The organism is Tahibacter soli (assembly GCF_025717065.2).
GTDB lineage: Bacteria > Pseudomonadota > Gammaproteobacteria > Xanthomonadales > Rhodanobacteraceae > Tahibacter > Tahibacter soli.
The window spans coordinates 204,427-228,261 of record NZ_JAOVZO020000003.1 but is presented as its reverse complement, the minus strand read 5'-3'; the positions used below and the strand labels follow the sequence as shown (position 1 = coordinate 228,261).

The window sequence follows — 23,835 nt, the reverse complement described above, 5'->3', positions numbered from 1 at the left end:
CGTCGCCGCGTGCGACCGCGCAAGGCGGTCGCACGCCGGATGTCCATCCTCGCCGGTTGATCCGATTCGGCGCGATTTCCCGGTTGAGGAGTCGCACCGCACCCGCCGAGGTATTCATGCCGTTTCTCCAGCGCTCCCTGCTCGCCGTCGCACTGCTCGCGGCCTGCCCTTTCGCATCCGCCGGCACCTGGGTCACCCACGGTCCCCACGGCGGCAGCGTTTTCAAGATCGTCGCCGGCCGGTCCGCGCCGGATGCGCCGATCCTCGCGTACGGCAACGGCGGCGTGTTTCGCCGGTCTGCGGCCGACACGGCGTGGTCGCGCGTCGACGGCTTGCCGCCGTCGCTGTACGTGGTCGACGTCGAAGCCGCCGCCATGGCGCACGTGCTGTATCTCGCCAGCGACTATGCCGTGTACCGCTCGAGCGACGACGGCCGTACCTGGACGCGTGCCTCGCGTTTCGCGGGCGCCGGCGACGTCCAGGCGGTGTTCGACGTCGCCATGCGTCCGTATGCGAGCGACAGTCTCGCCGTGCTGACGAGCGCCGGCCTGTCGCTGTCGAACGACGGCGGCGTCACGTTCGCGCCGGCGGCCGGTCTCGATCCCGCGGCATCGTACGGCCGCGTCGCCTACGCGAACGACGGCACGCTGTACCTGCAGGTCGACTACGATCCGAACGCGACGCACGCCGGCGCGCGGCTGATCCGCTCGACGACGGGCGGCGCGTCGTGGACGCCGCTGACGCTGCCGGCATCGCTCTCGTGGGTCTCGCAGATCATGACGGCGCCCGAATCGTCGTCTCTCCTGTACGTCGGCGACGGCCAGACGGTTTTCGGCAGCGCCGACGCCGGCGACTCGTGGTTCCTCGTCGGACCGCCGGCTGACTGCGGCGTCAACGCGCTGGCCGTCGCCCCGGGCGATCCGTTCGGGCTCTACGCGGGATGCGACGACGGCGGTGTCGCGTACGCGCCCTACTCGGCCTCGGCGATCTGGACGCCGTTCGGCGCCGGCAACGGTCTCGTCGCCAACGGCACCGGCGACGCCCAGCAGATCGGCACGCTGGCCGCGCTGCCGCCGGGCCCGGGCCCCACGCTGCTGGCCGGTTCGCTCGACGGCGGCGTGTTCCGGACGACGGACGGCGGCGCGACGTGGGCGCCGGCGAACGACGGCTTCGAATCGACGAGCATCCGCGCATTGGCGACGCATCCGTACGACGCGCGCGTCGTGCTCGCCGGCCAGTCCGACGCGACGACGACGTCGCACGGCCTGTTCCGCAGCGCCGACGGCGGCGCGAGCTGGAACGTATCGAACGCGAAACTCAACGCGGAGCAGATACGCGCGATCGCGATCGACCCGACGACCGTCGACGCCGATCCAAACACCGACGAGCCGTTCACCGTCTACGCGGCCGGCGAGTCGTACCGGACCCCGCTCGACGAAACGCGCAAGGACGGCGGCATCTACAAGAGCACCGACCGCGGCGCGACGTGGACGACGATCGACGCGGGCATCGCGCTCGTCAACGGCCGGCCCGACATGGGCCTCGTGCGCGCGCTGTGGCTCGATCCGCGTTCGTGCGCGGCGCCGCCGCCTTCGGGCCCGTGTCCGGCCGGCGGCGGACCGCTGCGCACGATCCTCGCGGCCGGCAGCGGCGTGTCCGACCGCACCAGTCCCGGACTGCCGTATCGATCCGCGCGCATCTGGCGCAGTACCGACGCCGGCGCGAACTGGAGCCCGTCGGACAACGGCCTGCCGCTGCCGATCGCACGCCCGGGCACGAGCGGCACGTTCGCGATGGGCGGCGTCGTCGCGCTCGCGGCCGATCCGACCAACGCCTCCACGTTGTACGCCGCCACGTTTCTCGCGGGATTTCCCGCGTCCGGTCCCGTCTCGACGATCGCCAACGGCGTGTTCAAATCGACCGACGGCGGCCTGAACTGGACGCACAGCAGCAACGGTCTGCCGCGGATCGGCGGGCCGGACACGTCGCACGTCGACGTGCTCGCGCTCGCGGTCAGCCCCGCCGATCCGCAGATGCTGTACGCGGCCACGGCACCGCCGTACGCACCGGCGTCGGCCGCGGTCTACCGCTCGACCGACGGCGGCGCGACGTGGACGTCGCGGAGCGCGGGCATCGCCGGCCGCAGCCCGCGCGCGCTGCTCGTCGATCCGAACGACGCGACGGGCAACACCGTCTACGTCGCGGTCGACGGCAGCACCGTCAATCCCGGCGGCGTCTACCGCACGACCGACGGCGGCGCGACGTGGAACTCGCACAGCCTCGGCTTGCCGGTGACGGCCGCGATGGCGCTCGCGCTGCCGCCGCGCGCGTCCGGCGAGCCCGCACGCGTGCTCGCCGGCACGCCGGCCGGCGTATCGCTGCTGGTGTCGGCACCCGACGGCGACGACGACGGCGTCGACGACGTCATCGAAGCATCGATCGGCGACGGCAACTTCGACGGCGTGCCGGACGCGTCGCAGCGCAACGTCGCATCGCTCCTGGCGCCGATCGTCGGCAGCAAGCAGAACTTCATCCTGACGGCGTCGATCGTCAGCGGCTGCGCGCAGCTCGACAACGTCGAGCACGTCGCGGCGCAGCGCCTGCCGGTCGATCCCGTCGCCGCGACGGAACAGCAGCTATGGGGACTCGTGCGCATCGAACTGCCGGGATGTGCGAACGCGGTCGTCGACGTGACGTTCCACGGCGCGAACTTCGCCGGCGGCAACCATCGGTGGCGCAACTACGGCCCGATGAAACCCGGCGACGAGACGATGCTCGACTGGTACGCGTATTCCCAGGCGCGGCGACTGGGACAGCAGACCTGGCGCCTGACGCTCGACGCGACGCGCCAGGGCAACTGGCGCGGCGACGCGAACAACATCCTGTTCATCGGCGGCCCGTCCGACCTGCCCGACTTCCTCTTCGCGAACGGATTCGACTGACCCCACGCGTTCGGCGGCGAGTGCCAAACGCGGCTCCCTCCAGGCATCATCGGCCCCGACGTCGCCGTCGGGCGCCGTTTTGCGTATCCGTAGTGGCCTGCCGCGCTCGACCGGACGTCGATCGCGGCGAACCGCCATTCATCGATACCCCCGGGGGTTGCCATGTCGAAGTCCCGTTTCCTCGTCGCCCTGACCGCGCTCGCAGCGGCCGGTGGCGCCATCGCCGCCGTCGGCAGCTGGTCGACGGCCGGTCCGTACGGCGGATCGGTGCAGAAGATCCTCGTCTACGAAGCCGGCCCGTCCACGCTCTGGGCGATCGGCGGCGGCGGCGTGTTCCGTTCGTTGAGCGGCGGCGGTTCGTGGTCGCGCATCGAAGTCGGCTTGCCCGATTCGCTGTTTCCGGTCGACCTCGCAGCCGCAACCGCCGCGCCGGTGACCTACGTCGCGAGCCAGTCGCGCGTCTACCGCTCGGGCAACGGCGGCGACCTGTGGGTGACCACCGCGTTCACGCCGCCGGCCGGCAGTTTCGTGCGCGGCATCGCGCTGCGGCGCGGCACGACGAACACCGTCGCGACCGTGACCGACCACGCGGTGCTGCTGTCGACCGACGGCGGCGCAACGGCCGCGACCGCCGGCGGCCTCGATGCCGCGGCGACCTACGCGAGCATCGCCTACGCCTCGGACGGCACGCTGTACGTCGTCGTGCAGGAGGATCCGAACAACACCTACGGCGGCGCGAGCCTGATCAAATCGGCGACCGGCAGTGCGTGGTCGCCGGTGGCCGCGCCGGTTCCGTTGTTCGGCGGCAGTCCCCTCGCGATTTCGCCGAATACGCCGCAGCGCCTGTACGCCAGCGATACCGCCACGGTCGCGACGAGCGCGAACGCGGGCGGCACCTGGAACGCGGTCAACCTGCCGGCGAACTGCGGCCAGGTCATGAGCCTGACGGTGCATCCGACGAACCCGCTGTCGCTGTACGTCGGCTGCGTGCGCCTGGGTCTCGTCGCGACGGCCGACGCGACGCTCGCCGCTCCGGCGTGGACGACGTGGAACGCCGCGAACGGCCTCGGCGCCAACGGCACCGGCGATCCGGCCGCGGTCGTCTCGCTCGCGCTGCATCCGGCGTTTCTCGCGACGCCGAGCCTGTGGGCCGCGTCGCAGTACGGCGGCTTGTTCGCGAGCACGAACGGCGGCACGACCTGGTCGGGCGCGAACGCCGGTTTCCAGTCGGTCAACATCCGTGCGCTCGCGACGCATCCGCTCGACGCGAACATCGTGCTCGCGGGCCAGGGCGACAGCTTCACTACGGCGCCCGCGCTGTTTCGCAGCCTGGACTCGGCGGCGACGTGGTCGACGAGCCATGCGAACCTCAACGCCGAGCAGGTGCGCACGCTCGCGATCGACCCGACGACCGTCGACGCCGATCCGTTCACGAACGAGAACTTCGTCGTCTACGCCGGCGGCCGGTCCGAACGCCTGCCGGCCGTCGCGAACAAGGACGGCGGCCTGTACAAGAGCGTCGACCGCGGCGCGACGTGGACGACGATCGACAGCGGCATCGCCGTCGTCAACGGCCGGCCGGACATGGGCACGGTGCGCGGCATCTGGCTCGACCCGCGTTCGTGCGCCGCGCCGCCGCCGAGCGGGCCGTGCGCGGCGGGATCCGGGCCGCTGCAGAAGATTCTCGCGGTCGGCAGCGGCATCGCCGATCTTTCCGCGCCTGGCATGCCCTACCGCTCGGCACGCGTGTACCGCAGCACGAACGCCGGCGGCGCGTGGACCGCGTCGGAGACCGGCCTGCCGCTGCCGCAGGATCTCGGCGCCGGCGCCTACGCGTACATGGGCGGCGCCGCGGCGATCGTCGCCGATCCGGGCAATGCGAACATTCTGTATATCGGTACTTTTCTGAGCTACCCGACCGGCGTGCCGGGCGCCGCGACGCCGTCGCTCGCGAACGGCGTGTTCAAATCGCTCGACGGCGGCACGACGTGGACGCACGCGAGCAACGGCATGCCGCGCGTCGGCGGCACCGGCACGTCGCACTACGACGTGCTCGCGCTCGCGATCAGTCACGCCAATCCGCAAGTGCTGTACGCGGCCACGGTCAAGCTGACCGACCTGCCGCTCGCCGGCGCCGTGTACAAGACGACCGACGGCGGCGCGAACTGGACCGCGCAAACCACCGGCATCGCCGGCCAGGACGTGCGCGCGCTCTTCGTCGACCGCAACGATCCGACCGGCAACACCGTCTACGCCGCGACCGGCGGCGGCTCGACCGACCCCGGCGGCGTCTACCGCACGACCGACGGCGGCGCGACGTGGAATTCGTACAGCCTCGGCCTGCCCGCGAATTCGGCGACCGCGCTGGCGATGCCGCCGCGCGCGACCGGCGCGCCGGCGCGCATCCTCGCCGGCACCGGCTCGGGCGTGTGGGACTACACCGAAACGCCGGACGGCGACGCCGACGGCGCGCCGAACGCCCTCGAGGCGCAGGTCGGCGACGGCAACGGCGACGGTACGCCCGACGAATCGCAGCGCGGCGTCGCGTCGGTCGTCGCGCCGCCGAGCGGCCTCGTCGCGCGCGGCACCAACATCGCGGTGACGACGGCGATCGCGAGCGGCTGCACGCAGCTGAACAACAGCGCGAATATTCAAGCCGACCTGTTTCCGCCCGATCCCGCCGGCTCCGCGACGAGCCACGATCCGTGGGGCCTCATGCGCATCGAACTGCCGGCCTGCGCGAACGCCGTGGTCGACGTGACTTTCCACGGCGCGAACTTCGCGAGCGGCGGCTGGTTCTGGCGCAACTACGGTCCGCGCCGGCGCGGCGACGACGGCACGTTCGGCTGGTACACGTTCGCGGGCGCCGTGCGCCTCGACGCCGACACGTGGCGGTTGTCGATCGACGCGACGCGGCAAGGCAACTATCGCAACGATGCGAACAACGTGCTGTTCATCGGCGGGCCGGCGCAGTTGCCGGAAATGATCTTCGCGAACGGGTTCGAGTAGATCCGGCAATCTGCAAGACGACGTTACCGTCATCTTTGCTCGTCATCCCGGCGAAGGCCGGGATCCAGCTTTTCGGCGTCCGCGAAAACCGGACATAGAAGCTGGATTCCGGCCTCCGCCGGAATGACGAGCAGTGAGAGCGCCGCTCAGCGCTCGCCGATCTCGACGTACGCGCGGTCGTCAGGTCCGATGTAGTTCGCGCTCGGACGGATGATCTTGCCGTCGATGCGCTGCTCGATGATGTGCGCGCTCCAGCCGCTCGTGCGCGAAATCACGAACAGCGGCGTGAACATCGCCGTCGGCACGCCCATCATGTGGTAGCTCGACGCCGAGTACCAATCGAGATTCGGGAACATTTTCTTCAGATCCCACATCAGCGTCTCGATGCGCTCGGACACGTCGAACAGCGTCCGGTTGCCGCCCTCGGTGCACAGCTTGCGGCTGATGTCCTTGATGATCGGATTGCGCGGATCGCCGATGGTGTACACCGGATGCCCGAAGCCGATGATGATTTCCTTGCGCTCCATGCGAGCGCGGATATCGGCGTCGGCGTCGTCGGCGCTGCGGTAGCGCGAGATGATGTCCATCGCCACTTCGTTCGCGCCGCCGTGCTTGGGGCCGCGCAGCGCGCCGATCGCGCCGGTGATCGCCGAATAGAAATCGCTGTTGGTGCCGGCGATGACGCGCGCGGTGAACGTCGACGCGTTGAACTCGTGCTCGGCGTAGAGGATCAGCGACGCATCGAGCGCGCGCGTATGCGATTCGCTCGGCAGCTTGCCGTGCAACAGGTGCAGAAAGTGCCCGGCGATCGTCTCGTCGTCGGTCTCGACGTCGATGCGGCGGCCGTTGTGGCTGTAGTGGTACCAGTACAGCAGCATCGAACCGAAGCTCGCCATCAGCCGGTCGGCGATATCGCGCGCCTCGGAGATCGGGTGCGATTCCTTCTCCGGCAGCACGGTGCCGAGCACCGACGCGCCGGTGCGCATGACGTCCATCGGGTGCGTCGACGCCGGCAGCAGTTCGAGCGCCGACTTCACCGGCTGCGGCAGGCCGCGCAGGCGCTTCAACTTCGTGCGGTACGCGGCGAGCTCGTCGCGCGTCGGCAGGTGTTCGTGCACCAGGAGGTACGCCACCTCTTCGAAGGTCGCCTTCTGCGCGAGCTCGGCGATGTCGTAGCCGCGGTAGTGCAGGTCGTTGCCGCTGCGGCCGACCGTGCAAACGGCGGTGTTGCCGGCGGCGACGCCGGACAGCGCGACCGACTTCTTCGGCTTGGGGAGAACTTGCTGGCCCGATTCGCTCATCTTTGACTCCAGGTTGATCGCGGCGAAAGCAGCCTCGCCGCGCGGGGTGCTCACTCGTTGAATTCTTCGGCTTCGCTGCGCTCGCAGCGATCGACCGCGCGATACGAATCCTCGCGCGTCTGCGCGGTCTGATCGACGACCCAGCATTCCTTGAGCGTCGAGCAGAAGCAGATGCGACCGCGCAGTCTCGGCATCTCGCTGCGAAAGCGCTGCCACAGCGCGTCGTCGGACACCTGCAGCACGGTCAGCTGCTCGCCCGGCGCGACGATCCATTCGCTGATCGTCGACTGCGAATACTGGCCCGCGGCGAACGGCTCGCCGATCAATGCCTTCGATACCGCCTTCCAGTCGCGCTGCGCGACGCCGTCGACGGTGAAGCGCACGCTGCCGACCAGCGCGGGTCCGACTCCCTTGTTCATGACGATGAACTCGTGCCGCACGCCCGACCACGCGAGGACCAGCCGCGGCCACACCTGCGCGCGCACCTGCTTGCGCTGCAGGTCGGCCGTGTAGGCCGACACGGCGAGCGCGAGCAGGCCCACGAGCGTTGCGACAATAGCGGCGACCGCGCTCCAGTCGACGCGGCGCGCAGGCGCCTGCGGGTCGGCGTCGTTCATTGCGTGAAATCCTCAGGGCTGCGCACGCAGCGATCCACTTCGCGGCGCACCTTGTCGGGGTCGTCTTCGCGCTCGTCGAGCTGCCAGCATTCGCCGAGCGACGAGCAGTAGCACGCGGCGATGTCGATCCGTTTGTACAACGGGTCGAACTTGAGAAAGTCGGCGTCGCTCTTGAAGCTCAGCTGCTGGATGTGGCTGCCGGGCGACAGCACGATGCCGTGCGACGTCGACCACGGCGGCGCGACGTCGAACGTCACGTCGAGCGCCTTGAACACTTCGGTCCAGCTCGGATGCGGCTTGCCGTCGACGAACACCTGCAGCGTTTCGATGCGCGCGGGGCCGACGCCCTTGTTCGCGATCAGCACGTAGCGGCCCGACTGCGACCAGCCGCTTTCGATGTACGGCCACACCTGCGCGCGCACCTGCTGGCGCTGCAGATACGCGGTATACGCCGACACGACGAGCGCGAGCAGGCCGATCAGCGCCGCGATGATCGTGCCCGCGTTGTTGCCGTCGCGCCCGCGGCGCGGCGGCGAAGCCGGTTCGTGCGCCGCGTCCGACATGTCACTCGCCGGATTTCGCGAACAGCTCGTCGAGCTTGCGCTCGTACGCGTGGTAGCCGAGATAGTCGTAAAGCTCCATGCGCGGCTGCATCGTATCGATCACCGAACGCTGATGGCCGTCGCGGCGAATCGCGCCGTACACGCCGAGCGCCGCCCGCGCCATCGCGCGGAACGCCGACAGCGGATACAGCACCATGTCGACGCCCACTTCGGCGAGTTCCTGCGTGCTCCACAGCGGCGTCTGGCCGAACTCGGTGATGTTCGCGAGGATCGGTACGCCGACCGCGTCCTTGAACTTGCGGTACATCGGAAGATCGGTCACCGCCTCGGCGAAGATCATGTCGGCGCCGGCCGCGACGCACAGCCGCGCGCGTTCGATCGCCTTGTCGAGACCTTCCACCGCGATCGCGTCGGTGCGCGCCATGATCACGAAATCGGCGTCGGTGCGCGCGTCGACGGCCGACTTGACGCGGTCGGCCATTTCGTCGGCCGGCACGATCGCCTTGCCCGGACGGTGGCCGCAGCGCTTGGCCATGACCTGGTCTTCGATGTGCACGGCGCCGGCGCCGGCGCGTTCCATCGTGCGGATCGTGCGCGCGATGTTGAACGCGCTGCCCCAGCCCGTGTCGATGTCGACGAGGATCGGCACGTCGACGACGCTCGCCAGACGCTCGACGTCGATAGCGACGTCCTCGGCCGTGGTGATGCCGAGATCGGGAATGCCGCGGCTCGACGCCGCGACGCCGCCGCCGGACACGTACAACGCCTTGAAGCCGCTCGCGACGGCGAGGATGCCGGCGTAGGCGTTGATCGCACCGACGATCTGCAGCGGCTTCTCGGCGGCGACCGCGGCGCGGAAGCGCGCGCCGGCACTCGATTTCTGGGTCATCGGGGGCTCCTGCAAAAACGCGATTTTAGCACCCGGACGCCGCCGCGGTCGTTGCGCTTGTCAGGACAAGTCGGAGCCGCGATCGAGCGCCGCCCGGATCTCCGCCAGTGCGTTGGGATCGTCGAGCGTCGAAAGATCGCCCGGATCGCGCGCCTCGGCCAGCGCCTGGATCGAGCGCCGCAACAGCTTGCCCGAACGCGTTTTCGGCAGCGCGTTGACGACGTAGACGCGGGCGGGCTTCGCGACCGCGCCCAGGCGTTCGGCGACGCGCTCGCGCAGCGCGTTCGCCGCGTCGGCGCGCGCGGCGCCTTCGGGCGTGCCGGCCTTGAGCGTCGCAAACACGACCGGCACCTGTCCCTTGATCTCGTCGTGCACGCCGATCACGGCCGCCTCGGCGACCGACGGATGCGTCGCGACGGCCTCTTCGATCTCGCGCGTGCCGAGGCGGTGCCCCGCGACGTTGATCACGTCGTCGGTGCGGCCGAGGATGAAGTAGTAGCCGTCGGCATCGCTCACGGCCCAGTCGAGCGAGCTGTACCAGAGTTCCTTGAAGTGACTGAAGTAGCTTTGTAGAAAACGCGCATCGTCGCCCCACACGGTGGTGAGGCATCCGGGCGGCAGCGGCGGTCGCGCGACGAGCACGCCCTTCTCGCCGGGCGCGGCTTCCTCGCCGCTCACCTCGTCGATGACCCGCAGGTCGTAGCCGAAGTTCGGCAGGCCCGGCGAGCCGAATTTCACGGGTTTGAGATCCAGTCCCGGCTGCAGGCACAACACCGGCCAGCCGGTTTCGGTCTGCCAGTAGTTGTCGATCACGGGCTTGCCGAGGCCCTCGCTGATCCATCGCGCGGTCGGTTCGTCGAGCGGTTCGCCGGCGAGGAACAGCCAGCGGAACTCGGGCAGCGCGTGACGTGCGAGCCATGCCGGGTCCTGCTTCTTCAGCACGCGGATCGCGGTCGGCGACGAGAACATGGTGCGCACGCCGTATTCGGCGCACAGCTGCCACCAGATGCCGGGGTCGGGTTGAATCGGCAGGCCTTCGTACAACAGCGACGTCGCACCGACGATCAGCGGCCCGTACACGTTGTAGCTGTGGCCGACGGCCCAGCCGACGTCGGACGTCGAGAACATCACCTGCCCCGGCCCCACGTCGAACACCGTGCGCATCGACGTGGCCAGCGCAACCGCGTGGCCGCCGACGTCGCGCTGCACGCCCTTGGGCTTGCCGGTCGTGCCGGACGTGTACAACAGGTAGCTCGGCTCGTTCGACTCGAGCCAGACGACCGGCACGTCGGCGTTCGCGTGCCGTTTCTTGAGCGCCGCGTAGTCGAGGTCGCGGCCGGCGACACGCGTCATCGACGGATCGAGGCCGCGATCGACGATCAGCACGTGCGGCGGCGGCGATGCCGCGAGCGCGAGCGCCTCGTCGACGAGCGGCTTGTACGCAATGACCTTGCCGGCGCGCATGCCGGCGTCCGCGGCGATCAGGAGCTTCGGTTTCGCATCGTCTATGCGCAGCGCGAGGTTGTGCGCGGCGAAGCCGCCGAACACGACCGAGTGCACCGCGCCGATGCGCGCGCACGCGAGCATCGCGAACACCGCTTCGGCGATATTCGGCATGTACACGACGACGCGGTCGCCGCGGTCGACGCCGAGCGAGACGAGCGCCGCGGCGAACGCGTTCACCTCGCGATGCAGTTCGCGGTAGGTGTAGTGCGCGCGCACGCCGGTTTCGGTCGAGATGGCCGCGAGCGCGAGCTGGTCGCCGCGCGCGTCGAGGTGGCGATCGACGGCGTTGTGGCACAGGTTCGTTTCGCCGCCGGCGAACCAGCGTCGAAAAGGTGGATTCGTGTATTCGAGGATTTTTCGCGGCGGACGATGCCAGTGGATCGCGCGAGCCTCGTCGGCCCAGAACGCTTCCGGTTCGTCGATCGAACGGCGATAGGCGTCTTCGTAGCGCATGCGTGTCGCTCCGTGCTCAATGGAGCTAGGCTATCCGCGTGCGGTGCAGCAATGCGAAGCGACTTTGGTCTAGACAGTGCTCCCTCTCCCCCAACGCCGTTGGGGGAGAGGGTCGGGGTGAGGGGGCGGTGCCTCGTACTTCGTCGATGTCGAGGAAGAACACAACGTCGCCCCCTCACCCTGCCCTCTCCCCCAAGCAAGCTTGGGGGAGAGGGTTCAAGCGCGTCACCGCTTCGCGAACAGATGCTCCACGCCCGCACGCTCTTCGCGCAGCTCCTTGTCGGTCGCATCCATGCGCGCACGCGAGAACGCGTTGATCTCGAGGCCCTGCACGATTTCATACTTGCCGTTCTTGCACACGCACGGATAGCCGTAGATCACGCCCGGCGCGATGCCGTAGCTGCCGTCCGACGGAATGCCCATCGACACCCAGTCGCCCTCGGCCGTGCCGAGCGCCCAGTCGCGCATGTGGTCGATCGCGGCCGACGCGGCCGACGCGGCCGACGACGCGCCGCGCGCCTTGATGATCGCCGCGCCGCGCTGCTGCACGGTCGGGATGAACGTGCCTTCGTACCACGCCTGGTCGACTTCGCCGAGCGCCGGCTTGCCCTTGACGAGCGAGTGATGGATGTCCGGATACTGCGTCGAGCTGTGGTTGCCCCAGATCGTGATCTTGGCCAGATCGGTGTTGAGCGCGCCGGTCTTCTCGGCGAGCTGGCTGATCGCGCGGTTGTGGTCCAGGCGCACCATCGCGGTGAAGCAGCGCGGGTCGAGATCCGGCGCGTTCTGCTGCGCGATCAGCGCGTTCGTGTTCGCCGGATTGCCGACGACGAGCACCTTGACGTCGCGCTTGGCGTGGTCGTTGATGGCTTTGCCCTGCGGAGCGAAGATCGCGCCGTTCGCTTCGAGCAGGTCCTTGCGCTCCATGCCCGGGCCGCGCGGACGCGCGCCGACGAGCAGCGCGTAGTCGACGTCCTTGAACGCGACGTTGACGTCGTCGGTCGCGACGACGCCGTGCAGCGTCGGGAACGCGCAGTCGTTGAGTTCCATCACCACGCCCTGCAGCGCCGGCAGCGCCGGCGTGATTTCGAGCAGGTGCAGGATGACCGGCTGATCCTTGCCGAGCATGTCGCCGGCGGCGATGCGGAACAACAGGGCGTAGCCGATCTGGCCGGCGGCACCGGTGACGGCAACTCGAACGGGGGCTTTCATAGTGACTCCTGGTCTGACTCATCGTCGCGGACGAACGGGCGCCCGCCGGGTTGAATGCCTCGCACGGCAACGACGCCGCGCGAGCGTTGGAATTATTTCAGGTCGATGCTGTGCCCGAGCTTGCCGAGGAGTTCGGTCAGGCGCGCCGCGTCGTAGCCGTGCACGACCTCCTGCCCGATCACCGTGACCGGCACGCCGCGACCGCCGACCGCGAAGAACGCGTTCTCGCCGATGCCGCCGTCCTCGACGTCGAGTTCGACGTAGGGCACTTTCGCCGCGTCGAGCCCGGCCTTGAGGCGCTGGCAATAGCCGCACCATGACGCGCCGAGCATGACGACGCCGTGTTCGCCGGTCGTCAGGCGCGGATCGGCCTGCGCCATCTGCCGCTGCCAGTGCGCCGTGAACGCCGATACGGCCGCGAGCGCCACGATGCCGGCGGCGATCAGGAGCAGCTTCGGCGCGTTGGGGCTCATCGCAGCGTCAGGCGAGCTCGGCGAAGAACTCGCGGAAACGCTTCAGACCTTCCGGCAGCTGCGGCGTGGGGCACGTGTACGAAATGCGCAGCGCGCGCGGTTCGCCGAACGCCGAGCCCGGCACGCAGGCGACGCCCTTGGCATCGAGCAGCGCGTTGCAGAAATCGACGTCGTTCTCGATCTTCCTGCCGTTGTGGCTTTTTCCAAAAGCGCAGGAAATATCCGGAAACACGTAGAACGCGCCCTGCGGACGCGGGCAGACCACGCCCGGGATCGAATCGAGCATCGCCAGCACCTGGTCGCGCTTGGCCTGGAACTCGAGGTTCTTCTGCGCCGGCACATCCTGCGGGCCGGTCAGCGCCGCGACGGCCGCCGCGGTAACGGCTTCGGGGATGTTCGTGATGTGGTTGGAATTGAGGTTCGTCAGCGCCTGCGCGACGCTTTCCGGGCCGGCCATGAAGCCGACGCGCCAGCCGGGCATGCCGTAGGTCTTCGACAGCGAGTCGACGAAGATCGTGCGGTCGCGCAGCTCCGGCCTCACCTGCACGAAATTGCGGTAGCCGAGATCGTCGAACACCATGCGGTGATAGATGTCGTCGGTGATGATCCACAGGTCCGGATACTTCGCGAGCACCTGCGCGATCGCCGCGACTTCGTCCGGCGAATAGACCATGCCGGTCGGGTTCGACGGATTGTTGAACAGAAACACCTTCGCGCCCGGCAGCGCGGCGTCGAGCTGCGCCGGCGTGAGCTTGTAGTTCTGCTCGGGCGGACACGGCAGCGTGCGCACGGTCGCGCCGACGATGTCGGCGATGTCCATGTAGCTCGTCCAGTACGGCGTCGGGAAGACGATCACGTCGCCCGGATCGAGCAGCGCCTCGGCGAGGTTGAACAGCACGTGCTTGGCGCCGATGCCGGTCGAGACGTTCTTGCGCGTATAGCCGGTGAAACCGGCGCGTTCGATGTGTGCGAGAAACGCATCGAGCAGCGCGTCGGCGCCGCGGTTCGAGCCGTACTGGCCGGAGTCCTTCGCGAGCGCGTCGCGCACCGCCGCGTACACGTGCTCGCCGGGCAGGAAGTTCGGCACGCCGATCGAGAAGCTGATGATGTCGCGGCCTTCGGCCTTGAGCTTCTTCGCCTTCTCGGCAACCAGCATGATCGCGCTCGGTTTGGCGCGGCCCATGCGCTCGGCTAGCTTGAGCATGTGTCTTCTCGCGGTCTGGGATCGGGAAAAATCGGCAGGATCGTAGCACATTGCAGCGCAGCATCCGGCCCGACTTATGGCGAATGGCCATGGTCGTGACACGTTGCAAAACCCTGTGCCGCGCGCGCGCCGGACACGCCCCGCCGCCGCGCGAATGCGCTACATTGCCGGCGCGTTTCCACCCGTTCGCAGGAGGCACCTATGTTGTACTGGTTGTGGGCGTTCATCATCGGCCTGGTCGTAGGCGTCATCGCGAAGCTTCTGATGCCCGGCAAGGATCCCGGCGGCTTCTTCATCACGGGCCTGCTCGGCATCGCCGGCTCGCTCGTCGCCACCTGGCTCGGCCAGGCGATCGGCTGGTATCGGCCGGGCCAGGCGGCCGGCTTCATCACGTCGGTGATCGGCGCGGTGATCCTGCTCGCGCTGTACCGCGTGTTCACGAAGACGTCGGGCGGCTCGTCGACCTGACCGGCACCGGCTTCGCCCCTCGCCCGCCGTTGCGGCGGGCGAGGTCTTGCGCAATCGCTGCTGCTTCGGGCGATTACTTCGCCTTGAAACCCGCCGCGTCGAGCGCGCGGTTGAATTCGGCGACGCGCGCCGACTGCGCGTCGAGCAGCGCCGAGGCGTCGCCTTCGATGCGGATCGATTCGATCTTGTCGCCGACACGGATGCTGTCGACCACTTTCTGGTCGTCCTTGCTCAGCACCTCGCCGAACACGGTGTGCTTGCCGTCGAGCCACGCGGTCGGCACGTGCGTGATGAAGAACTGGCTGCCGTTCGTGCCCGGACCCGCGTTCGCCATCGACAGGATGCCCGGCTTGTCGTGCTTGAGGTCCGGGCGGCATTCGTTTTCGAACTTGTAGCCCGGGCCGCCCATGCCGCTGCCGTGCGGGCAACCGCCCTGGATCATGAAGTCGGGAATGACGCGGTGGAAGTTCAGGCCGTCGTAGTAGCCGCGCTGCACGAGGTTGACGAAGCTGGCGACGGTCACCGGCGCCTTGTCGGCAAAAAGGCGGATGTTGATCGGGCCGCGGCTCGTCGTGACCTTGGCGATGAGTTCGTTGGACATCGGGGGCTCCCGTTGAAACCGCGCATGATAGCCGACCGCGCCGCGGCGCGCCTTGACAGTTCCGCCAAGCCAAAATTCCGGGCCTCGGGTAGCATGACGTTTCCGCCAAGGAACCGATGCCGTGCGCGAGGGGCGCGCGCGGCCGGACGGCACAGGGAGACATCATGCGTATTACCCGGAACACCTTGATCCGCCGCACCTGCTTCGTCGCGGCGGTCGCGGCGGGCGTCGTACTCGCCGGCTGCAATCGCGACAAGGCGTCGACGAGCGCGCCGGCCGCCGTCGCCCAACTCGACGGCGCCGCGCAGAAACGCGCGGCCGACACCATCTCGCAGCCGGCCTGGCTGCGCGAACGCCTGCCCGAGCACACCGTCGCCTATCTGCGCCTGCCGACGCTGTGGGGCCTCATGTCCGCGCCGAACGGCCGCGCGCTCGACGGCGCGCTCGCGAGCGAGGCGCATACGAAGGCGATCGCCGCGCTGCGCGATGCCGCCGCCAAAGATCCGCTGCTCGTGCAGGCCGGCATCGCGCCGTTCACGGCGCTCGCGCTCGACGATCTTGCCGGTCCCGTCGAAGTCGCCGTGATCGACACGAGCGACATCGCGAACCCGGCGAGCAACATCCTCGTCAGCCTGCCGTTCGACATCGCCGACGTGGCGACGATGAACGCGCGCCTCGCCGCGACCGGCGCGCCGGTGCTCAAGGCGCCGCTCGACGCCAACGGCAAGGGCGAGCTGGCGACCAAGGGCTACGTGCAGTTCGACGCGGCGACGAAGCACCTGTACGTGCTTTCGGGCATGGCCGCGTCGGCGTTCGCGCTCGACGGCTTCGTCAAGCAGCTCGGCGAAAAGCGCGCACATGCGATGCACGAGGTCGAAAAGACGTTCGACACGTCCGGCCAGGGCCTGTTTTTCTGGATGAGCCTGAAGGGCGTCATGGGCATGGCCTCGGCGCAGTTGCCGGCGGCCAAGCCCGGCACGGCCGTACGCGACCTGCTCGACAAGAGCCAGGCCGTCGCTTTCGGCTGGGGCACGGTCGGCGGTCGCGGCAAGTTCCAGGTGCAGTTCATCGCGCCGCAGTCGAAATTGTTCGGCTATCTCGCGCAGGACGGCTACAAGACCGACATCAAGGCCGCCGGCAATCCGTCGTGGGCGGTGACGATGCGCCTGCCGTCGCGCGCGCAGTTCGACGCGTTCGTCGGGAACCTCGACGCCGATTTCGGCGCCGGCACGAAGGCCGCGTACGACAAGGCGAACGACGAACTCAAGACGGCTTTCGGCTTCGAGGTGAAGGATCTCGCCGGCCTGTTCGGCCCCGAGCTCGTGACGTTCGAAGACGCCGCCGGCACGTATTCGGCCGTGCGCACGGTCGATCGCGCCGCGCTGTATGCGCGCCTCGACGATCTCGTCGCGCGGTTCAAGTGGAAGCACGAGACGGTGAAGTCCGGCAAGGCGACGATGCATCACGTCTACGTGCCCGGCATCGACATCGCCAAGAGCCTGGCCGACGAGAAGGCGGCGCCCGAGACCACCGCGAAGGCCACCGCCTGGCTGCAGCTGTACACGCGCATGGGCACGCACCTGTACTGGACCGAGGAAGGCGACTGGCTCGTGTTCGGCCAGGTGCCGCAGGCGCTCGGCGACCGCGCCGCCGCGAAGCTCGACACCGACATCGGCGACTGGCTGCGCACGCAGCAGTCGTACGACCCGGCGAGCACGCTGATCGGCGGCGCCGTGACGACGCGCAACGCGAACCAGAAGATCTACTACGCCTACCTCGCGGTGCTGCAGTCGATCTCGGACGCGCTCGGCCAGCCGACGAGTCTCGCCGACCTCCCGAACGCCGCCAGCCTCGGCCTGCCGCTCGACGGCGCGCTCGGGCTGACCTTCGACCTGACGCCCAACCGCGCCGGCTTCAGCGTGACGTACGAGCAGAGCCCGGCCGAGGCGATTCTCTCCGCCGGCGGCGGCGTCATGGCGATCGCCGTCGTCGGCATCGTCGCGGCGATCGCGATACCGGCCTACCAGGACTACACGATCCGCGCGCAGGTCAGCGGCACGATCGCCGACGCAGGTCCGCTCAAGCTCGCGATCGCCGAGTACTACGCCAAGCGCAAGAAGCTGCCGGCGACCGACGACGACCTCGACGGACCGGCATTCGGCGAATCGCTCAAGTACCTCGACCACTACTACACCGACCAGGGCACGATCGTGCTCGCGTTCGGCGACGAGGCGAACAAGGCCGTCCACGGCCAGACGCTGACGCTCGCGCCGTACAAGCTCGGCGGCGAGCTCGTCTGGCGCTGCGGCGACGCGCAGATCGCGGACGACGCCGAGCCGATCAGCGACTCGGAAGAGACGACGACGGTGCCGGCCAAGTACCTGCCGGCAGGCTGCCGCTGACGATCGGCCGGACGCCGCCGCGCACGGCGGCGTCCGGCTGGTTCGCGCTTTTCGTCGAAGACGGCACGCCAACGTGCTGCAACGCGGCAAGTTGACGCATAACCGGTTATACTGCCGCCCATTCTTTCCCACCAGAGTCCTGCCGGCCGCCGGCGGGAGCATTCGCCATGTCCATCGAAAAGCTCCGCAACATCGCCATCGTCGCGCACGTCGACCACGGCAAGACCACCCTCGTCGACCAGTTGCTCAAGCAGTCGGGCACGCTCAACGAACGCGCGATCGTCCCGGACCGCGTGATGGACTCCAACGATCTGGAAAAAGAACGCGGCATCACGATTCTCGCGAAGAACACCGCGATCCGCTGGAAGGACTACCGCATCAACATCGTCGACACCCCGGGCCACGCCGACTTCGGCGGCGAGGTCGAGCGCGTGCTGTCGATGGTCGATTCCGTGCTCGTGCTCGTCGACGCCTTCGACGGCCCGATGCCGCAGACGCGCTTCGTCACGCAGAAGGCGTTCCAGATGGGCTTCAAGCCCATCGTCGTGATCAACAAGGTCGACCGCCCCGGCGCGCGTCCGGACTGGGTGCTCAACGCGACGTTCGATCTGTTCGACCGCCTCGGCGCCACCGACGAACAGCTCGACTTCCCGGTCGTCTACGCGTCGGGCCTGCAGGGCTACGCCGGCATGGACGCGAGCGTCCGCGAAGGCAACATGGACCCGCTGTTCCAGGCGATCGTCGACAAGGTGCATGCGCCGGAAGTCGACCCGGAAGGTCCGTTCCAGATGCGCATCAGCCAGCTCGACTACAACAACTACGTCGGCGTGATCGGCATCGGCCGCGTGCAGCGCGGCAAGATCAAGACGAACCAGAGCGTCGTCGTGGTCGATCGCGAAGGCAAGCGCAAGCAGGGCCGCGTGCTGCAGGTGCTCGGCTTCATGGGCCTGGAACGCCATGAGGTTCCCGAAGCCCAGGCCGGCGACGTCATCGCGATCAGCGGCATCGAAGCGCTCGGCATTTCCGACACCGTCTGCTCGCCCGACGCGGTCGAAGCGCTGCCGGCGCTGACCGTCGACGAACCCACGATCAGCATGACGTTCCAGGTCAACAACTCGCCGTTCGCCGGCAAGAAGGAACACTCCGGCGGCAAGTTCCTGACCAGCCGCCAGCTGCGCGACCGCCTCAACCGCGAACTGCTGCACAACGTCGCGCTGAAGGTCGAAGACACGAGCGAATCGGAAAAATTCCGCGTGTCCGGCCGCGGCGAACTGCATTTGTCCATTCTGATCGAAACGATGCGCCGCGAGGGCTACGAGCTCGCCGTGTCGCGCCCGGAAGTGATCATCAAGGAAATCGACGGCAAGCTGATGGAGCCTTACGAACAGCTCGTCGTCGACCTCGAAGAGCAGTTCCAGGGCGGCGTGATGCAGCGCCTGGGCGAACGCCGCGCGCAGCTCAAGAACATCGAACCGGACGGCCGCGGCCGCGTGCGCATGGAGTACCTGATTCCGGCGCGCGGCCTGATCGGCTTCCAGACCGAGTTCCGCACGATCACCGCGGGCACGGGCCTGCTGTTCCACGTGTTCGACCACTACGGTCCGAAGAGCGAGGGCGCGATCGCCGCGCGTCAGAACGGCGTGATGATCTCGAACGGCACGGGCCCGTCGCCGGCCTATGCGCAGTTCGCGATGCAGGAACGCGGCCGCCTGCTGATCGAAGCGGGCGAAGAAGTGTATGAAGGCCAGCTCGTCGGCATCCACGCCAAGGACAACGACCTCACCGTCAACGCCCTGCGCGCCAAGCAGCTGACGAACTTCCGCGCGTCCGGCAAGGACGATGCGCTCGCGCTGACGCCGCCGGTCAAGATGAGCCTCGAGCAGGCGCTCGAGTTCATCGAAGACGACGAACTCGTCGAAGTGACGCCGCTGGCGATCCGCCTGCGCAAGAAGCACCTGACCGAAAACGATCGCAAGAAGAATTCGCGCGCGGCCTGATCGACGCCGCAAGCGCTCCGACGAAACCCCGGCATGCGCGAGCATGCCGGGGTTTTTCGTTTACGCGTTCGTTACGCCGCGCGGCGATGCGTCGATGGATCGTTTACCGCCACGGCGCGCAAGCTGCGATCCGTTCTCCACGGATCCGCATCCATGACGAGCCTCGGTTACATCGTGCTGTTTCTTGCCGGCGTGCTCGGCTACGCCGCGCTGCTGTATCGCGTGCTTCATCGTCGCGCGCCGCTGCGCGACATCGCGACGCACGCCGCGATGGAGCACCTGTCGGCCGCGCAGGCAGGCCGCACGCGCGATGCGCGCTGACCACGGGGAGCCGCGACATCGGCGGCAATCGGCCGCATACCCGAGTCTTCGATTGAACGCGTTGACCTATCGCTGGGCGAGCGTCGCCGACGCGCCCGAACTTGCCCGTCTGAATCGACAGCTCGTGCGCGAAGGCGCCGACTTCGGCCCCGACGACCTGCGTTTTCTGCACGACCGCATGCGCACCTGGCTCGCATCGGGCGCGTACCGCGCGGTGCTGTTCGACGAGAACGGCGAGACGGTCGCCTACGCGGTGTTCCGCGAAAGCGCCGACGAAATCTATCTCGCGCAGTTTCTCGTGCTGCGCCACGCACGCCGTCACGGCGTGGGCCATGCGGCCATCGAGCGCCTGCGCCGCGACATCTGGCCGCGCGGCAAGCGCCTGACGCTCGACGTGCTCGTCGGCAATCGCAAGGCGCTCGACTTCTGGCACGACCTGGGCTGGCGCGACTGCGCGCTGACGCTGGAAATCGATCCGCGCTATTCGACGTCGAACGACTGCAGCGCAACCGGCGTGGACTCGACGACGATCGTGCCGACCATGCCGCTGCCCGGCGCGCCGTGGGCTTCGCAGTAGTAGCCGACCGTCCCGGGATCGCCGAACACGACCGTCGCGATCCACTGCGCGTTGCTCGGCGATCCGTTGCCGCCCAGCCCGTCGCAGCCGTTCGCACAACGGAACGACGCGTCGTCGGCAACGACATTGTGGAAACCGCTGACGTTGACGAAACGCACGCTGTCGCCGGCGCGGATCGTCAGTGTCGCCGGTTCGTACACGAGTTCGCCGCGTGCGCCGACGATCACCACGTGCAGCGCGGCGTCGACCGGCCCCGCCGCGAGCGCCAGCATTCCCCACAGACATCGCCGCATCGCCCCCCTTCTCGCGGTCCGCCCTTGGCGCATCGTCGCCGGTCGGTCATGCTCCGCCGACATGATCGATGCCGCGCGTTACGGCGACCACTGCGCCGAATTCTACGACGAGATGTATCCGCCGCCGTCGCGCCTGTCGCTCGACCGGCTCGTCGAACTCGCGCGCGGCGGCCCGGTGCTCGACGCGGGCTGCGGCACCGGCCGCTACGCCATCGCGCTCGCCTCGCGCGGGCTCGCGGTGCACGGCATCGACGCCTCGGCCGCGATGATCGCGCGGCTGCGCGCCAAATCCGGCGGCGACGCGATCGGCGTCACGCTCGGCGACTTCGCCTGCGTCAGCGCGCCGGACCGCTACCGGCTGGTCATCTGCATGGTCGACACGCTCGCGCTGCTGCCCGATCGCGACGCGCAGGCGCGCGCCGTCGCGAGGCTCGCCGCGAGCGTCGCCGGCGACGGCTCGCTGCTCGTCGAAACGACGGCGCCGGGCCGTCGCGATACGTTTGTACAAATGGATCATGTCGTGGAGACGCGCGGCGGGCCGCGACGCTATTCGCCGCGGCTGTGCGAAGTGTCGCTCGACGATCTCGACGCCTGGACGGCAAGCGCCGGCCTCGCGCCGCACGTTCGCTGGCGCGACTGGCGGGCGACGCCGTGGCGCGGCGAAACCGGCGGCGTCATTTCCATCTTCCGCCGTCCGCAAGCGTAGCGTTCGCGACGATCGCCGCGTCTGGCATCATCGGCGCTTCCCCGCCCGGAATACCGCCATGTCGCGCGCCTGCGCTCTGTTGCCGATCGTTCTCGCACTCGCGGCCTGCGCCACCGGCGCGCCGAAGCCGGCCGCCGTCGCCGCGCCCGCCGAACCGGCCAAGCCGGCGTTCGCGCTCGACGAGGCGAGCGTCGCCGACCTGCAGCGCCGCATGAGCGCCGGCGAACTGACCGCGCATGCGATCATGCAGCAGTACCTCGATCGCATCGCGGCGATCGACAAGGCCGGACCGGCGCTCAACGCCGTCATCGAATTGAACCCCGACGCGCTCGCCAGCGCCGACGCGCTCGACGCCGAGCGCGCCGCGGGCAAGGTGCGCGGGCCGCTGCACGGCGTGCCGGTGCTGCTCAAGGACAACATCGACACGGCCGACGGCATGCAGACGAGCGCGGGGTCGCTCGCGCTCGTCGGTGCCGCGCCGACGCAGGATGCGGCGATCGTCGCGCGCCTGCGCGCCGCCGGCGCGGTCATCCTCGGCAAGACGAATCTGTCGGAATGGGCGAATTTCCGCTCGACCGGTTCGACGAGCGGCTGGAGCGCGCGCGGCGGCCAGACGAAGAACCCGTATGTGCTCGATCGCAATCCGTGCGGTTCGTCGAGCGGCAGCGGCGCGGCGATCGCGGCGAATCTCGCGGCCGTCGCGGTCGGCACCGAAACCGACGGATCGATCGTCTGCCCGGCCGGCGTCAACGGCCTCGTCGGCATCAAGCCGACCGTGGGTCTCGTGGCGCGCAGCGGCATCGTGCCGATCTCGGCGAGCCAGGACACGGCCGGCCCGATGGCGCGCAGCGTCGCCGACGCCGCGGCTCTACTGACCGTGCTCGCCGGCGCCGACCCGCGCGACAAGGCAAGCTGGGACGCCGACAAACACGCGGCCGACTACGTGCGCGCGCTCGACGCGGGCGCGCTCAAGGGCGCACGCATCGGCGTGCTGCGCAAACAGGCCAACTTCCACAAAGAGGTGAACGCCGCATTCGAGCGCAGCATCGCGCTGATGCGCGGCGCGGGCGCGACGATCGTCGATCCGGTGGAAATACCGAACGCCGACAAGCTCGGCGATGCCGAGATGACCGTGCTGCAGTACGAATTCAAAGCCGGCCTCAACGCGTATCTGGCAACGCGGCGCGGCGTGCCGGTCGCCACGCTCGCCGAACTCATCGCCTGGAACGCGGCGAACGCGGACAGGGAACTGCCGATCTTCGGCCAGGAACTTCTGGAATTGTCGCAAAAGCGCGGCACGCTGTCGGACAAGGCTTACAAAGAGGCGCAGGCGACGATCCAGAAGTACGCACGCAAGGAAGGCCTCGACGCGGTATTGAAAAAGCACCGGCTCGACGCGCTGATCGCCCCGACGAACAATCCGGCGTGGACGACCGACCCGCTGAACGGCGATCACTACACCGGCGGATCGAGCGGCGTCGCGGCGGTGACGGGCTATCCGTCGATCACCGTGCCGATGGGACAGGTGCGCGAACTGCCGGTGGGTATCAGCTTCATCGGCGCGGCGTGGAGCGAGACGACTCTGGTGAGGCTCGCGTATGCGTACGAGCAGTTGAGCAAGGCGCGTAGGGCGCCGAGGTTTTTGCCGACGTTGCCGTAGCGACTATACGCCAGCGAGCCATCAAAATCCCGCCCATTGCGCCAGCTTGGCAGTAGTCCACAACCAGTTGTTTCGCGACGCTCGCCGTCAGCGATTGTCACGAGCACCGAGCCTTCGAGATCTCGTTCGTCGAAGAAGAATAGGTACGGTCAATACCTCCACATATGACGTTGCCAGCAGTGACATAGCAGGATTGACAATTGGCAGCTCTCGGAGTCTAGCTCGCCTCTCCATGTTTCGCCGAGATCACAAACTGCTCAACAGCTCCTACCACGCCAAAATTCGGGGTGGCACTGCCTCCTTTTCTCAAAAGGCAGTGCCACCTCCGCAACCGCGGGAACAACTATTATTTTTTCATCAACGCATTCTTCATATCCCAGGGGCGAACTCGCTCAACGGCCTCATCAATCTCGGCCAACTCCTCTCGAGATACGCCTTCATCAATGGCAACCGACAGGATCTTTCTTGCAAAAAGAATTCGCCGGGCCAAGTCTGACTCCTCCATAAATCTATCGTGGACGGCTATCCGCTCGTCCTTCGTCATCTGCTCAGACCCAATTCGATCCAAAGAAATAGCCAAATAGTCGAGATCGCACATGATTCTCTTCAAGGCCACTAGGTCGACTGCCAGCATGCTCATT

The 23,835-nt window shown here is 68.3% G+C and carries 20 protein-coding genes; 9 read left to right on the top strand and 11 right to left on the bottom strand.

Annotated features, from left to right (window positions below; translation table 11 throughout):
• The first annotated feature begins 116 nt into the window (after positions 1-116).
• Positions 117-2,942 (top strand): WD40/YVTN/BNR-like repeat-containing protein, encoded by a 2,826-nt coding sequence (locus tag OD750_RS03370; protein ID WP_263542797.1) that lies wholly within the window; start codon positions 117-119, stop codon positions 2,940-2,942.
• A 162-nt stretch (positions 2,943-3,104) separates the two neighbouring features.
• Complete coding sequence (locus tag OD750_RS03365) at positions 3,105-5,951, top strand: WD40/YVTN/BNR-like repeat-containing protein (protein WP_263542796.1); 2,847 nt, start codon at positions 3,105-3,107, stop codon at positions 5,949-5,951.
• A gap of 146 nt (positions 5,952-6,097) precedes the next feature.
• Here OD750_RS03365 and prpC read toward each other — a convergent pair whose 3' ends face one another.
• The 8 genes from prpC to OD750_RS03325 all read right to left on the bottom strand — a co-directional run bounded on the left by prpC (position 6,098) and on the right by OD750_RS03325 (position 14,169).
• Positions 6,098-7,252 carry a bifunctional 2-methylcitrate synthase/citrate synthase gene (prpC, locus tag OD750_RS03360; RefSeq protein WP_263542795.1) on the bottom strand — a complete coding sequence of 385 codons (1,155 nt, stop codon included), beginning with the start codon at positions 7,250-7,252 and terminating at the stop codon, positions 6,098-6,100.
• 50 nt (positions 7,253-7,302) lie between these two features.
• Positions 7,303-7,869 carry a hypothetical protein gene (locus tag OD750_RS03355; protein WP_263542794.1) on the bottom strand — a complete coding sequence of 189 codons (567 nt, stop codon included), beginning with the start codon at positions 7,867-7,869 and terminating at the stop codon, positions 7,303-7,305.
• Positions 7,866-8,432 (bottom strand): hypothetical protein, encoded by a 567-nt coding sequence (locus OD750_RS03350; protein ID WP_263542793.1) that lies wholly within the window; start codon positions 8,430-8,432, stop codon positions 7,866-7,868. The genes OD750_RS03355 and OD750_RS03350 overlap by 4 nt, the downstream gene beginning before the upstream one ends.
• A gap of 1 nt (position 8,433) precedes the next feature.
• Positions 8,434-9,321 (bottom strand): methylisocitrate lyase, encoded by an 888-nt coding sequence (prpB, locus tag OD750_RS03345; protein ID WP_263542792.1) that lies wholly within the window; start codon positions 9,319-9,321, stop codon positions 8,434-8,436.
• Between the two features lie 60 nt (positions 9,322-9,381).
• On the bottom strand, positions 9,382-11,280 hold the full coding sequence (gene prpE, locus OD750_RS03340; RefSeq protein WP_263542791.1) for a propionate--CoA ligase: 1,899 nt from the start codon (positions 11,278-11,280) through the stop codon (positions 9,382-9,384).
• Positions 11,281-11,505: 225 nt separating this feature from the next.
• Complete coding sequence (locus OD750_RS03335) at positions 11,506-12,492, bottom strand: malate dehydrogenase (RefSeq protein ID WP_263542790.1); 987 nt, start codon at positions 12,490-12,492, stop codon at positions 11,506-11,508.
• A gap of 92 nt (positions 12,493-12,584) precedes the next feature.
• Positions 12,585-12,965: a glutaredoxin domain-containing protein gene (locus OD750_RS03330; RefSeq protein ID WP_263542789.1), complete on the bottom strand. Its 381-nt coding sequence runs from the start codon at positions 12,963-12,965 to the stop codon at positions 12,585-12,587.
• Between the two features lie 7 nt (positions 12,966-12,972).
• On the bottom strand, positions 12,973-14,169 hold the full coding sequence (locus OD750_RS03325; protein WP_263542788.1) for a pyridoxal phosphate-dependent aminotransferase: 1,197 nt from the start codon (positions 14,167-14,169) through the stop codon (positions 12,973-12,975).
• 201 nt (positions 14,170-14,370) lie between these two features.
• Between OD750_RS03325 and OD750_RS03320 the strand changes: the two genes are divergently transcribed.
• On the top strand, positions 14,371-14,637 hold the full coding sequence (locus tag OD750_RS03320) for a GlsB/YeaQ/YmgE family stress response membrane protein (RefSeq protein WP_263542787.1): 267 nt from the start codon (positions 14,371-14,373) through the stop codon (positions 14,635-14,637).
• A gap of 73 nt (positions 14,638-14,710) precedes the next feature.
• Here the strand turns inward: OD750_RS03320 and OD750_RS03315 are convergent, their stop codons facing one another.
• Positions 14,711-15,238, bottom strand: a complete 528-nt coding sequence (locus OD750_RS03315) for a peptidylprolyl isomerase (protein ID WP_263542786.1) — start codon at positions 15,236-15,238, stop codon at positions 14,711-14,713.
• A 164-nt stretch (positions 15,239-15,402) separates the two neighbouring features.
• Between OD750_RS03315 and OD750_RS03310 the strand changes: the two genes are divergently transcribed.
• The 4 genes from OD750_RS03310 to OD750_RS03295 all read left to right on the top strand — a co-directional run bounded on the left by OD750_RS03310 (position 15,403) and on the right by OD750_RS03295 (position 20,535).
• On the top strand, positions 15,403-17,640 hold the full coding sequence (locus OD750_RS03310; RefSeq protein ID WP_263542785.1) for a pilin: 2,238 nt from the start codon (positions 15,403-15,405) through the stop codon (positions 17,638-17,640).
• A gap of 167 nt (positions 17,641-17,807) precedes the next feature.
• Positions 17,808-19,637: a translational GTPase TypA gene (typA, locus tag OD750_RS03305; RefSeq protein WP_263542784.1), complete on the top strand. Its 1,830-nt coding sequence runs from the start codon at positions 17,808-17,810 to the stop codon at positions 19,635-19,637.
• A 153-nt stretch (positions 19,638-19,790) separates the two neighbouring features.
• A complete protein-coding gene (locus OD750_RS03300) occupies positions 19,791-19,958 on the top strand; it encodes a hypothetical protein (protein WP_263542783.1) in 168 nt (55 codons plus the stop codon).
• A gap of 52 nt (positions 19,959-20,010) precedes the next feature.
• The gene (locus OD750_RS03295) at positions 20,011-20,535 is read left to right on the top strand and encodes a GNAT family N-acetyltransferase (protein WP_263542782.1); all 525 of its coding nucleotides are present in this window, start codon (positions 20,011-20,013) and stop codon (positions 20,533-20,535) included.
• Here OD750_RS03295 and OD750_RS03290 read toward each other — a convergent pair.
• Positions 20,439-20,828 carry a plastocyanin/azurin family copper-binding protein gene (locus tag OD750_RS03290; protein ID WP_263542781.1) on the bottom strand — a complete coding sequence of 130 codons (390 nt, stop codon included), beginning with the start codon at positions 20,826-20,828 and terminating at the stop codon, positions 20,439-20,441. The two genes, OD750_RS03295 and OD750_RS03290, sit on opposite strands and share 97 nt — an antisense overlap.
• Positions 20,829-20,889: 61 nt before the next feature.
• Here OD750_RS03290 and OD750_RS03285 point away from each other — a divergent pair, with 61 nt between their 5' ends.
• On the top strand, positions 20,890-21,534 hold the full coding sequence (locus tag OD750_RS03285; protein ID WP_263542780.1) for a class I SAM-dependent methyltransferase: 645 nt from the start codon (positions 20,890-20,892) through the stop codon (positions 21,532-21,534).
• Positions 21,535-21,592: 58 nt separating this feature from the next.
• Positions 21,593-23,194 carry an amidase gene (locus OD750_RS03280; protein WP_263542779.1) on the top strand — a complete coding sequence of 534 codons (1,602 nt, stop codon included), beginning with the start codon at positions 21,593-21,595 and terminating at the stop codon, positions 23,192-23,194.
• Between the two features lie 346 nt (positions 23,195-23,540).
• On the opposite strand, the gene OD750_RS03275 is transcribed toward OD750_RS03280, so the two are convergent.
• Complete coding sequence (locus tag OD750_RS03275; protein WP_263542778.1) at positions 23,541-23,834, bottom strand: hypothetical protein; 294 nt, start codon at positions 23,832-23,834, stop codon at positions 23,541-23,543.
• Position 23,835 lies beyond the last annotated feature (1 nt).